At 64.9% G+C, this 12,290-nt stretch carries 13 protein-coding genes; 5 read left to right on the top strand and 8 right to left on the bottom strand.

Going from position 1 to position 12,290, the window contains the following annotated elements; all coding sequences use genetic code 11:
* Nucleotides 1-9: 9 nt before the first annotated feature.
* Nucleotides 10-765, bottom strand: coding sequence for a sterol desaturase family protein (locus tag FDP22_RS05660; RefSeq protein WP_138575713.1), 756 nt, complete (start codon nucleotides 763-765; stop codon nucleotides 10-12).
* Nucleotides 766-939: 174 nt separating this feature from the next.
* Here FDP22_RS05660 and rph point away from each other — a divergent pair, with 174 nt between their 5' ends.
* The 5 genes from rph (at nucleotide 940) to FDP22_RS05635 (ending at nucleotide 4,375) form a co-directional block, all read left to right on the top strand.
* Entirely contained in the window at nucleotides 940-1,653 is a 714-nt protein-coding gene (gene rph, locus FDP22_RS05655; protein ID WP_138575712.1) for a ribonuclease PH, read from the top strand.
* Between the two features lie 163 nt (nucleotides 1,654-1,816).
* Nucleotides 1,817-2,431, top strand: a complete 615-nt coding sequence (locus FDP22_RS05650; RefSeq protein WP_138575711.1) for a non-canonical purine NTP pyrophosphatase — start codon at nucleotides 1,817-1,819, stop codon at nucleotides 2,429-2,431.
* Between the two features lie 4 nt (nucleotides 2,432-2,435).
* Nucleotides 2,436-2,822, top strand: a complete 387-nt coding sequence (locus FDP22_RS05645; protein WP_138575710.1) for a RidA family protein — start codon at nucleotides 2,436-2,438, stop codon at nucleotides 2,820-2,822.
* Complete coding sequence (hemW, locus tag FDP22_RS05640; RefSeq protein ID WP_138575709.1) at nucleotides 2,819-3,976, top strand: radical SAM family heme chaperone HemW; 1,158 nt, start codon at nucleotides 2,819-2,821, stop codon at nucleotides 3,974-3,976. The genes FDP22_RS05645 and hemW overlap by 4 nt, the downstream gene beginning before the upstream one ends.
* A gap of 30 nt (nucleotides 3,977-4,006) precedes the next feature.
* Nucleotides 4,007-4,375, top strand: coding sequence for a YbaN family protein (locus FDP22_RS05635; protein WP_138575708.1), 369 nt, complete (start codon nucleotides 4,007-4,009; stop codon nucleotides 4,373-4,375).
* A 16-nt stretch (nucleotides 4,376-4,391) separates the two neighbouring features.
* Here FDP22_RS05635 and FDP22_RS05630 read toward each other — a convergent pair whose 3' ends face one another.
* The 7 genes from FDP22_RS05630 to hemJ form a co-directional block, all read right to left on the bottom strand.
* Nucleotides 4,392-5,300 carry a ParB/RepB/Spo0J family partition protein gene (locus tag FDP22_RS05630; protein WP_138575707.1) on the bottom strand — a complete coding sequence of 303 codons (909 nt, stop codon included), beginning with the start codon at nucleotides 5,298-5,300 and terminating at the stop codon, nucleotides 4,392-4,394.
* A 9-nt stretch (nucleotides 5,301-5,309) separates the two neighbouring features.
* Nucleotides 5,310-6,134 carry a ParA family protein gene (locus tag FDP22_RS05625; RefSeq protein WP_239031923.1) on the bottom strand — a complete coding sequence of 275 codons (825 nt, stop codon included), beginning with the start codon at nucleotides 6,132-6,134 and terminating at the stop codon, nucleotides 5,310-5,312.
* Complete coding sequence (rsmG, locus tag FDP22_RS05620) at nucleotides 6,130-6,762, bottom strand: 16S rRNA (guanine(527)-N(7))-methyltransferase RsmG (RefSeq protein ID WP_239031877.1); 633 nt, start codon at nucleotides 6,760-6,762, stop codon at nucleotides 6,130-6,132. Before rsmG ends, FDP22_RS05625 begins: the two co-directional genes overlap by 5 nt.
* A complete protein-coding gene (gene mnmG / locus FDP22_RS05615; RefSeq protein ID WP_239031876.1) occupies nucleotides 6,759-8,636 on the bottom strand; it encodes a tRNA uridine-5-carboxymethylaminomethyl(34) synthesis enzyme MnmG in 1,878 nt (625 codons plus the stop codon). Before mnmG ends, rsmG begins: the two co-directional genes overlap by 4 nt.
* Nucleotides 8,637-8,639: 3 nt before the next feature.
* Nucleotides 8,640-9,932, bottom strand: a complete 1,293-nt coding sequence (gene mnmE / locus FDP22_RS05610) for a tRNA uridine-5-carboxymethylaminomethyl(34) synthesis GTPase MnmE (RefSeq protein ID WP_138575705.1) — start codon at nucleotides 9,930-9,932, stop codon at nucleotides 8,640-8,642.
* A gap of 71 nt (nucleotides 9,933-10,003) precedes the next feature.
* Nucleotides 10,004-11,287, bottom strand: a complete 1,284-nt coding sequence (gene rho / locus FDP22_RS05605) for a transcription termination factor Rho (protein ID WP_170317601.1) — start codon at nucleotides 11,285-11,287, stop codon at nucleotides 10,004-10,006.
* A 121-nt stretch (nucleotides 11,288-11,408) separates the two neighbouring features.
* A complete protein-coding gene (hemJ, locus tag FDP22_RS05600; protein ID WP_138575704.1) occupies nucleotides 11,409-11,867 on the bottom strand; it encodes a protoporphyrinogen oxidase HemJ in 459 nt (152 codons plus the stop codon).
* Nucleotides 11,868-12,290: the final 423 nt, after the last annotated feature.

Below are 12,290 nucleotides of genomic sequence, written 5' to 3'. Positions count from 1 at the left end.
GGGGTGCGGTCAATGGCGGCTGGTCGCCTTTCCGGGCGTCTCCCCCGATTCCATGCGGCGCACCATGGCGTCATACCCCGGGTGGACGGTGCCGAGCAGGCGGTCCCAGATGGAGAAGATGTTGCCGAAATTGTAGCGGAACTGGGAATGGTGCAGGTCATGGAAGGTGGAGCAGATCATCGGAGACGGCGCGCGGGAGGAGGCGCCGGCGAAATACTCGAAGCCGGAATGGCCGATCATCCCGGAGATCTGGTCGAACAGCCGCAGCGCGAACACCGACAGCGCCGGCACCGGCAGCACGAACCAGACCACGAGGTAGAACCCGTGCTCGATGAGCGTGTCCACAAGGCCGGAACTGTCATTGCTCCACACCGTGGGCGCCACGGATTTGTGGTGCAGGGCGTGGAACCGGTAGAGCGGCTTCCAGTGCAGCAGCCGGTGGCCGAAGTAGAACCAGGCGTCGAAGATCACCAGCGACACCACGAAGCCCAGCGGGAAGGACCACCACGACAGCTCCAGCGGCGTCGGGGTCCAGCCCCGGCCCTGGGCGAAGAACCCGGTGCCGAGCAGCAGCGAGGAGAGCGCGAGCGCGGAAAGCGAGTGGCGGATCTCCTCCGCCATGCGAGTCTCGCCGCGGCGGTTCTCCTGGATGCGCCGCTCCGGGTGGCGGGCATTCCACCATGTGAGCGCGAGGCCCGTGGCGAAATACACCGCCAGCATGGCGATGTAGACGGCGCCCCAGGTGGCGAGAAATTCGAGCAGCATGCATGACCTCCTTTGCCCGTCGAGGCTGTGCAGAACATGGAGCGGTTGCCCCCGGGGGGCAATGGCGCATCGGGACGCAGAAGGCGGCGCGGGCCGCCCCCTGGCCGGGCCCGGTGGCTGGACGCGGCCGCCCCGGCTCTGGTATGCGGGGCGCGAGCAAACACAGGAGTTCCCATGCGCCCTTCCGGCAGAGCGGCCGACGCTCTTCGACCCGTCAGCATCGAGACCGGCGTCTCCGCCCACGCGGAGGGCTCCTGCCTGATCCGCTGCGGCAGGACGCATGTGCTCTGCACCGCCTCGCTGGAACCCCGGGTGCCACCCTTCCTGCGCAACACCGGGCTGGGCTGGGTGACGGCGGAATACGGCATGCTGCCACGCGCCACCACCAGCCGCAACCAGCGCGAGGCCAAGAAGGGCCAGACCGGGCGCACCCAGGAAATCCAGCGGCTGATCGGCCGCGCCCTGCGCGCCGGGCTGGACCGCGCTGCCCTGGGCGAGCGGCAGATCACCATCGACTGCGACGTGCTGCAGGCCGATGGCGGCACGCGCTGCGCCTCGATCACCGGCGGCTGGGTGGCGCTGCGCCTGGCGGTGAACAAGCTGATGAAGGCCGGCGAGGTGAAGATGGACCCGCTGATGGACCATGTCGCGGCGGTCTCCTGCGGGATCTTCGGCGGCATGCCCCTGCTCGACCTCGACTATGCCGAGGACAGCGAGGCGGGCACGGACGCGAATTTCGTGATGACCGGCCGCGGCGGGCTGGTGGAGATCCAAGCCGCCGCCGAGGGCGCCACCTTCAGCCGCGCCGAATTCGACGCGATGCTGGCCCTGGCCGAAACCGGCACAGCGCAGCTTGTCGAGGCGCAGAAGGCCGCCATCGCCGGCTGATGCCTGGGGGGGCCCCCCGACCCCCTCCTGCGCCTGCGCGCGGGAGCCCCGCTTCACCACCCCGGGCCTGCCGGCCCGGGTGCCGCCACGCCCCCCGCCGCCCATTGCCGGGCGGACACATGCCCCCCACATTCGCGACAGAGACGAGCCAAACGAGGACAAGATGCGGACATTCACTGAAACCCGGCTGGTCATCGCCTCGCACAACGCCGGCAAGGTCGAGGAAATCGGCGCGCTGCTGGCGCCCTTCGGTGTCGAGGTGGTCTCGGCCGGCGCGCTCGGCCTGCCCGAGCCGGAGGAAACCGAGGACAGCTTCGCCGGCAACGCCCGGATCAAGGCCCACGCGGCGGCGAAGGCCACCGGCCTGCCGGCACTGTCGGACGATTCCGGGCTGGAGGTGGACGCGCTGGACGGCGCGCCGGGCGTCTACACCGCCGACTGGGCGGAGACTGCCACCGGGCGCGACTTCACCATGGCGATGCACAAGGTTCATGCCGAGATCGCCGCGCGCGGCGCCGCGGAGCCGGCCCGGGGCCGCTTCGTGTGCACGCTGTGCCTGGCCTGGCCCGACGGGCATGACGAGATCTTCCGCGGCGAGGCCGAGGGCCACATCGTCTGGCCGATGCGCGGCCACATGGGCCACGGCTTCGACCCGGTGTTCCAGCCGCTGGGGCAGGAACTGACCTTCGCGGAGATGGACCCCGTGCGCAAGAACGCCATCAGCCACCGGGCCGACGCCTTCGCCCGGCTGGTCGCCGGCCCCTTCCGGAAGGAGTGAGCGCATGACCTCCGACCGCCGCCTGATCTCCACCGGCTCGCCCATGGAACGCGAGATCGGCTACTCCCGCGCCGTGGTGCAGGGAGACTGGTGCTTCGTCTCCGGCGTCACCGGCTACGACTACGCCACCATGACCATGCCCGAGGACATCGCCGCGCAGGCGCGCAACTGCATGGCCACCATCGCCTCGGTGCTGGAGGAGGCCGGCTTCGACATGCGCCACATCGCGCGCGTGCAATACACGGTGACGGACCGGGACCTGGTGGCCGCGCTCACCCCCGTGCTCGGCGCGGCACTGGGAGAGATCCGGCCGGCGGCGACGATGGTGATCGCGGGGCTGATCCGCCCCGAAATGCTGGTCGAGATCGAAGTCACGGCGTTCCGGGGATGACCATGGACTGGCAGCAGGGCGGCTTCGGCGTCTACGTGCACTGGCCGTTCTGCCTGGCCAAGTGCCCGTATTGCGACTTCAACAGCCATGTGCGCGCCGAGGTGGACCACGAAGCCTGGCGCGGCGCGCTGGTGTCCGAGGTGGCGCGGGTTGCGGCGGAAACGCCGGGCCGGCGGGTGGACACGGTGTTCTTCGGCGGCGGCACGCCCAGCCTGATGCCGCCGGAGACGGTGGCCGCCGTCATCAGCGCCATCGGCACGCACTGGACCCTGGCCCCGGACGCGGAAATCAGCCTGGAGGCCAACCCGACCTCGGTGGAAGCCGGGCGCTTCCGCGGCTTCCGCGACGCCGGGGTGAACCGCATCTCCATGGGCATCCAGTCTCTCGACGACCGGGCGCTGAAGGCCCTGGGCCGCATGCACAGCGCCGCGGAAGCCCGCGCCGCCTTCGACGTGGCCCGCGGCCTGTTCGAACGGGTGAGCTTCGACCTCATCCATGCCCGGCAGGGGCAGGACCTCGACGGCTGGCGCGCGGAACTGGGCGAGGCGCTGTCGATGGCGGTGGACCACCTCTCGCTCTACCAGCTCACCATCGAACCGGGCACCCGCTTCCACGACCTGCTGGAACGCGGCCGCCTGAAGGGCCTTCCGGAACCCGATCTCGCCGCGGACATGTACGCCCTCACGCAGGAGCTGTGCTCGGCCGCCGGCTATCCCGGATACGAGATTTCCAACCACGCCCGCCCCGGCGCGGAGAGCCGCCACAACCTCACCTACTGGCGCTACGGGGACTATGCCGGCATCGGGCCCGGCGCCCATGGCCGCCTCACCCTGGCAGAGGGCCGCACGGCCACAGAGACGCTGCGTGAGCCCACGGCATGGCTGAACGCGGTGCGGGAGCAGGGCCATGGCGAAAGCCTGCGGGAGCCCGTTTCAGGCGCCGACCAGGCCACGGAATACATGCTGATGTCGCTGCGCCTCGCCGAAGGCAGCGACCTGAGCCGCCACGCGGCCCTGGCCGCCGAGGGCATTCCGGAGCGCCGCATCGCAGATCTGGTGGAGGCAGGGCTGCTCTGGCACAAGGGGAGCCGCATCGGAACCACCCCGCAGGGCCGACCGTTGTTGAACGCCATCCTGCGCGACCTGCTGACCTGACATCGCGCCGGCCCCCGGAGGACACCCGCAATGCGCATCGTCTGGCTGACCATCGGCCTGCTCAGCCTGCTCGCCGGCGCCGCGGGAGCGGTGCTGCCGCTGGTGCCCACCGTGCCGTTCCTGCTGCTGGCGGCCTTCGCCTTCAGCCGCTCCTCCGAACGGCTTCACACCTGGCTCACCACCCACCCGCGCCTGGGCCCGCCGATCATGGACTGGCAGCGCCACGGCGCGATCCGCCGGCGGGTGAAATACATCGCGACGGCGACCATTGCCGCCGCCTTCCTGATCTCGGTGATGCTGAACGTGCCGGGCCATGTGCTGGCCATACAGGCCGGAGTGCTGAGCCTCGTGCTGCTGTTCCTCTGGACCCGCCCGGAAGGCCCGCGGACGCCGCGCTGACGGCCCGCGGACCGGCTCAGTCCGCCCGGGACAGGAGCTGGCAGAGCCCGTCCAGCTCCTCCAGATTGCGATAGGCGATCTTCACCTCGCCACCGCCGGCCTCCGCCTTGTGCGCGATCACCACCCTGAGCCCGATCTGCGCAGTGAGATCGGATTCGAGCAACCGCGTGTCGGCATCCTTCTCCAGCCCGGCGGGCTTCTTCAACCGCTCCGGGGCAGGGTTTGCAGCCACCTTGGCCAGCCGCTCGGTTTCGCGCACGGAGAGCCCCTTGCGGATCACCTCGGCGGCCAGCGCCGAGGGGTCCGGGCAGGGGATCAGCGCCCGCGCATGACCGGCCGAGAGCTTGCCCTCGCGCAGCCAGCGCAACACGTCTTCCGGCAGGTTCAGCAGACGCAGGAGGTTGGCGATGTGACTGCGGCTCTTGCCCATCGCCTCGGAAAGCTTCTCCTGCGTATGGCCGAACCGGTCCATGAGCTGACGATAGCCCATGGCCTCTTCCACGGGGTTGAGATCGGCCCGCTGGATGTTCTCGATGATGCCGAATTCCAGCACCTCGTTGTCCGACAGGGGCCGGATGAGGGCAGGGATCTGGTGGATCTGCGCCCGCTGGGCCGCCCGCCAGCGCCGCTCACCGGCAACGATCTGGTAATGCCCGTCCTTCTCCGGGTCCGGCCGCACGATGATGGGCTGCAGGACGCCCTTCTCCCGGATGGAGGAGGCAAGCTCGGCAAGCTCGGTCTCGCCGAAGTCGCGCCGCGGCTGGTCCGGGTTCGGCCGGATCCGGTCAATGGGAAGCGTGGCCTCCGGAGCCTTCGGGGCCGAGGGAGCGGGGTTCCCCTCCGTCGCGTTCACATCGGCCAGCAGCGCAGACAGGCCGCGCCCCAGCGCTCTCTTTTCCGGCTTTTTCACAGTTTCTTCTTTCATATCAATACCTTACGCCCCCGCCCGCAAGGCATCATGCTCACGGGTCAACAGCTCGGCGGCCAGCTTCTGATAGGCAATGCTGCCAGCGCAGGTGTGATCGTAAATCAATGCCGGAATGGCATGCGACGGCGCCTCCGACAGGCGCACATTCCGGGGGATGACCGTGTCGTAAATCATGTCCCGCAGGTTCTCACGCACATCCGCCTCCACCTGGGACGACAGGTTGTTCCGGCGGTCATACATCGTCAACACCACGCCCTGAACCCGCAGCTCCGGGTTCTGAGACTGCCGGATTTCCCGGATGGTGACCAGCAGCTGGCTCAAGCCCTCGAGCGCGAAGAACTCACATTGCAGCGGAACCAGCACGGAATGCGCGGCCACCATCGCATTCACCGTGAGAAGGTTCAACGACGGCGGGCAATCGATCAGGATGTAATCATAGCTCTCCAGAACCTGCCGATCGCCGCTGCCACGCAGGGCATCGCGCAGCCGCCGCGTGCGGTTCGAATCGCGATAGAGCTCCACGTCGATGGAACTCAGGTCCGTGGTGGCGGGGGCGATATCGAGGTTCGGAATGCCGGTAGGGGTGCGCACGTCGTTCAGGCTGGCTTCGCCCATCAGCAGGTCGAACGTGTTCATGTCACGCTTGTCACCGGTGATTCCGAGGCCGGTGGAGGCATTCCCCTGCGGATCGAGATCGACCAGCAGAACCTTCCGGCCGACGGCAGCGAGCGCCGTTCCGAGATTGATGGTTGTCGTGGTTTTCCCGACACCACCCTTCTGGTTGGCAATCGCGATGATCTGACCGCGATCGTACCGGTCAGCGGAATCAATGGACACGGTGAACCTCCGAAATGGACAGGATCCGAGCATTCGGGTCAGTCAGACTCTCGATCTGCTCCACCTCAATATGCCAATCAGCAGCCGCCAAGGTCAATTCCGATTCGACCTTCTCACCCTTCAGAAAGAGACATTTTCCACCCGGGGCGAGCAACGGTTCGGCATATGCCAGAAGCGCGGGCAAAGCGGCGAGGGCGCGCGCCGAGATAACGTCATACTGCCCGGCGGGAAGCGCCTCGATCCGCATGGTCTTCACCGGAACCGACAGACCGAGCTGTCGTATCACTTCCCGAAGAAAGACACATTTCCGAACATCGCTCTCGACCAGCGTCACGACAAGCTCCGGCATGGCTTCCCGCGCGAGGATCGCCACCACCAACCCCGGCAGCCCGCCTCCGGAACCGAGGTCGAGCCATGATCGCGCCCCCTGTGGACCGTGGCGGAAGATCTGGGCAGAATCGGAAAAATGTCGGCTCCAGATGTCAGTGAGCGTGGATGCGGCAACCAGGTTGATCTTCGGCGACCATTTCCGGATAAGGGCTGCATAAGCCTCGAGAGCCGCCAATGTTTCACGTGAAACATCGAACATCTCGGAAAAGCGGGCCGATCCTGTCTCCGTCATACCGCCCGCCTGGCTTCCATCTGCCGCATTTTCCCCAGGAGGAGGGTCAATGCAGCAGGGGTCATCCCCTCAATCCGCCCGGCCTGTGCCAGCGTGCCCGGCCGGACGCGGCTCAGCTTCGTCTTCTGTTCCGTGGTCAGGCCAATGATGCTGCCGTAATCCATCTCTTCCGGCAGGGAAAGTTCCTCATCGCGCCGCATCCGCGCCACATCGCGCTCCTGGCGGAGGATATACTGCGCATACAGTGCATCGCGGCCCAACTGCGTGCGGATTTCGCGGGGAACTGCTCCCAGCTCAGGCCAGATCGCGATGAGGGACTCGATTTCAATCTCCGGAACTTGCAGAAGCTCCATCGCGGACTTCGGTGGCCCCTCGGCATTGATCGGAAGCCCGCGTGCGGCAGCATCCCGGGACTTCACGGAAAGGCCGGAGAGCAGGCTGGTTCCTGCGTTCAGCGCCTCACACTTGGCCTCAAACACCCTCTGCCGCTCCGGCCCCACGCAGCCCGCCTCAATCCCAAGCGGAGTAAGCCTCTGATCCGCGTTGTCCGCGCGCAATGAAAGGCGGAATTCGGCGCGAGATGTGAACATTCTGTAGGGCTCGGTCACGCCCCGGGTGATCAGATCGTCAATCATGACACCGATATAGCTGCGAGAACGGTCGAAGAGCACAGAATCCCTTCCAAGTGCGGAACAAGCGGCATTCAACCCTGCCACAAGCCCCTGTGCCGCGGCCTCCTCGTAACCGGTGGTTCCATTGATCTGGCCTGCGAGGTAAAGGCCGGGCTGGTCCTTGACCTCCAACGTGGCGCGCAGGGCCCTGGGATCGACGTAATCATATTCGATCGCATAGCCCGGCTGGAGAATTCTGGCCTGCTCCAGACCCCGGATGGAGCGCACATAGGCCTCCTGAATGGCCGCGGGCAGCGACGTGGAGATGCCGTTGGGGTAGACAGTGATGTCGTCGAGGCCTTCCGGTTCGAGGAAGATCTGATGCGATGATTTTTCCGAAAATCGGACGACCTTGTCCTCAATCGAGGGGCAATACCGTGGGCCCACACCCTGGATATGGCCTCCGTACATTGCGGATCGGCCGAGATTCTCGCGAATGATCTCGTGTGTTCGCTCATTGGTATGAGTGATTCCACAGGCGATCTGGCGGGCCACGGGGGACTTGGACAGGAACGAGAACAGCACGGGTTCCGGGTCCGCCTCCTGCACCTCAAGCACAGTCCAGTTTATGCTGCGGGTGTCGAGACGGGGAGGGGTGCCGGTCTTCAATCGACCAAGGGGGAGATCCATGGCCTTCAGGCGCAGGGACAGCGGAATGGACGGAGCTTCGCCCCAGCGCCCGCCCGGCTGCTGCCGATCACCGATGTGGATAACGCCGCCGAGGAACGTTCCCGTGGTGAGAATGGCCGCATGGCAGGTGATCACGGTGCTGTCGGACAGGACAACGCCCATTACGCGGCCCTTCACCACGCTCAGGTCTGCGACCTCGGCCTCGATCACGTCGAGGTTCTCCCGTCCGAGAAACTCGCGTTGCATCGCGGTTCGGTACAATGCGCGGTCGGCCTGGGTGCGCGGCCCTTGAACGGCAGGCCCCTTGCGGCGGTTGAGTAGACGGAACTGGATGCCGGCCTGGTCAGCCACCCTGCCCATCACCCCATCCATGGCGTCGATTTCCCGGACGAGATGCCCTTTTCCGAGGCCGCCGATGGCCGGATTGCAGGACATTTCTCCGATCTTCGCCGCGCTGTGAGTGATCAATGCCGTACGCACGCCCATCCGGGCGGCCGCTTGAGCCGCCTCGGTTCCGGCGTGGCCGCCGCCGATGACGATGACGTCGTACCTGTCATGTTTCACGTGAAACATTTTCTACTTCCCAAGACAGAAGCTCGCGAAGATCTCGTCGAGCACGTTCTCTATATCTACCCTTCCGACCAGAACGTCCACAGCATGCGTGGCAGCGCGAATGTCCTCGGCGGCCAGGTCGTCCGACCCCTCATGCATGCGAGTAGCAGCATCATCAAGATGCGCCACAGCGTGTCCCAGGGCAACGCGATGTCGATCGCGGATCAGGCAGGAGGGCGCTGCCGAGCGGGCGGACAGGCGCGTGGACACTTCATGAAGAAGTTCGGAAAGGCCAAGGCCTGTTTGGGCGGAAATCGCCAGTCCGGAGGATGGGCTTTGCAGGTCGCATTTCGTGTGGACAAGAATATCGCCTGCTCTGTGCAGTGACACCATCTCCCCCAGCGCTTCGTCCGGCGGAAGGAGAAAGATGCGTATGTCGGCAGACTCCGCGCGGCTTCGGGCGCGCGCGATGCCGATCGTTTCCACCTCATCCTCGGAGTCTCTCAGCCCGGCCATGTCGAGTATGGTGACGGGAAGTCCCTGGAGATCCATGCGGACTTCGATGATGTCTCGCGTGGTCCCCGCGTGTGACGATATGATCGCAGCCTCGCGCCCCGCCAGGGCATTGAGCAAGGTGGATTTCCCGGCGTTGGGACGACCGACGAGGGCGATCTCGAAACCGTCACGTATTCTCTCCGCCGTGGCGGCGCCATCCACCTGTCCCTGCATGCCGGTCCGCACCTGGGTGAGGAGGGACAGGACTTCGGGTGTCACGGTCTCCGGCACATCTTCATCTGCGAAATCGATCGTGGCTTCCAGAAGGGCGCGGGCGCGGATGAGCTGGGTGCGCCACTGCGACACCAGCCGGGAGAGTTCCCCGCGCATCACGCGCAGGGCCTGCCGACGCTGGGCTTCGGTTTCGGCCTCGATCAGATCTCCGAGTCCTTCGACCTGCGCCAGGTCCATGCGTCCGTTGGAGAGGGCGCGTCGGGTGAATTCACCCGGCTCCGCGAGGCGGGTGTCCTTCTGGCCGGACAGCCAGCGCGTGAGGGACTCGACCACGGCCATTGCACCGTGGAGGTGCAGTTCCACGACGGGCTCACCCGTGAAGCTCGCATCATCCTCGAAGCAGAGGACAAGGGCCTCATCGAGAATTTCGCCGTCGCTGCCGCGAAGCTGCCGGAGGCCGGCCTTGCGCGCTGGGGGAAGGGGTGTCAGCCGGCTGACGATGTCCCACGCGCGCGGCCCCGAGACCCGCATCACCGCGATCCCGGCCTTGCCACGGGCGCTGGCGAGCGCGAATATCGTGTCTTCCATATCAACCCTCTGATATGAAACGGAAAAGCCCGGACCGAAGGTCCGGGCCCGCCGTGAGACTGTCTCGGAAACTACGCGTTCATCGAATCGAAAAACTCGCCGTTGGTCTTCGTCTGCTTCAGCTTGCCGATCAGGAATTCCACCGCATCGGTGGTTCCCATCGGGTTCAGGATGCGGCGCAGGACGAACATCTTGGTGAGGTCCGTCTTCTGGATGAGCAGCTCTTCCTTGCGGGTACCCGACTTCAGGATGTCGATGGCCGGGAACACGCGCTTGTCTGCAACCTTGCGATCGAGAACGATCTCGGAGTTGCCGGTGCCCTTGAACTCTTCGAAGATGACTTCGTCCATACGCGAACCCGTATCGATGAGAGCTGTGGCGATGATGGTCAGCGAGCCGCCTTCCTCGATATTCCGGGCTGCGCCGAAGAAGCGCTTCGGGCGCTGCAGGGCGTTTGCGTCCACACCACCGGTGAGCACCTTGCCGGAGGAGGGCACCACGGTGTTGTAGGCGCGGCCCAGGCGGGTGATGGAATCCAGCAGGATGACGACGTCACGACCGTGTTCGACCAGACGCTTGGCCTTCTCGATCACCATTTCGCTCACCGCAACGTGGCGCGTGGCGGGCTCGTCGAAGGTGGAGGACACCACTTCACCGTTTACCGAGCGCTGCATGTCGGTGACTTCCTCGGGCCGCTCGTCGATGAGCAGCACGATGAGGTAGCATTCTGGATGATTGCGCTCGATGGAGTGGGCGATGTTCTGCAGCAGCACGGTCTTGCCGGTGCGCGGGGGCGCGACGATCAGGGCGCGCTGGCCCTTTCCGAGCGGTGCCACAAGGTCGATGATGCGGGCGGAGCGGTCGCGGATCGTGGGGTCCTCGATCTCCATCTTGAAGCGCTCGTCGGGATAGAGCGGCGTCAGGTTGTCGAAGTGGACCTTGTGGCGCGCCTTGTCAGGATCCTCGAAGTTGATCCTGGAGACCTTCACGATGGCGAAATAGCGCTCGCCTTCCTTCGGGGCCCGGATCACGCCATCGACGGTATCCCCGGTGCGGAGCGAGAATTTCCGAATCTGATTCGGGCTGACATAAATATCGTCAGGACCCGGCAGGTAGTTCGCTTCCGGTGAACGCAGAAAACCGAAACCATCTTGCAGTACTTCGAGCACACCATCGCCCGAAATTTCGACATCCCTGTCTGCCATTTCTTTCAGAATGGCAAACATCATCTCCTGTTTGCGCATGGACGAGGCGTTCTCGAGTTCGAGTTCCTCTGCCATTTGCAGGAGATCGGCCGGGCTCTTCGCCTTGAGATCCGCAAGCGAAATCTCGGTGATATCTTGGAGAGTATCCATTCTAGATCCGGTACCGTGGGGACTTTTGGGCATGGGGGGAGGCGCGACCGGCTCGGCGGCCAGTCTGCTATGAGGTGGCGACTAGATATGTAAAAACGAGACGCTTGTCAAACAAATCGGCTCAGAATGGACGTAAGACCACCAGGAGCACGATTCCGATCATCAGCAGGGTCGGTGCCTCGTTCCACAGCCGGTAGAACCGGCCGGGCCGGGTGTTCGCGTCACGGGCGAACTGCTTGCGCCAGAGGCCCAGAGCGTGGTGGTAGGCGGTCATCAGCATAACGAGCAGCAGCTTCGCGTGAAACCAGCCATCGCCCGTCCAGTCCACCACTCCGGGCGTGAACGCCAGCATCAGGCCAAACACCCAGGTGGCGATCATCGCAGGGTTCATGATCAGCCTGAGGAGCTTGCGCTCCATTTCCTGGAAAATCGCCGACATCTCGGTTCCCGGGGCGGCTTTCTCAGCATGATATACGAAGAGCCTCGGCAGATAGAAGAGCCCGGCCATCCAGGTGATCACGGAGATGATGTGGAGCGCCTTGGTCCACGGATAGAGAGCGCTGAGGATGTCTGCGATCATGGAGTGTCCCCTGTCTGCGCTGCCCTCTTACCAAAGAGAAGGACTCTTTTAAAAGATGGAGTTGTAGTAGGCGGCTTAATCATGGGGATTAACGCGTTCATAAAACCGCCCACACAGTTATCCACACCATTCACAGGCATTTTCGCGGCGTTTCGGACGCTGGCGTGCGGGGCTTAACTGTTTGCAAAAATAGGTGAAAATGCGATTCGGGGGGTGGGGAGAGTCCGCCGTGGCGGTGGCGGCCCGAGATAACTTTCAACATGGGGCGATTTTGATCATTAACATCTTGAAGACTCCCCCGCTTTCCACCGGCAAACCTGCCTCCGCAAAAATCACACACATTCGTCCCGAATTCATGCACAGGGTTACCCACCCCTTTCTCCACCGTGCCGCACGTGCACTATGCTGGCAGCATGCAGGAAG

Origin of the sequence: Paroceanicella profunda, assembly GCF_005887635.2 — a bacterium.
GTDB lineage: Bacteria > Pseudomonadota > Alphaproteobacteria > Rhodobacterales > Rhodobacteraceae > Paroceanicella > Paroceanicella profunda.
This window is presented reverse-complemented; position numbering and strand designations above follow the sequence as displayed.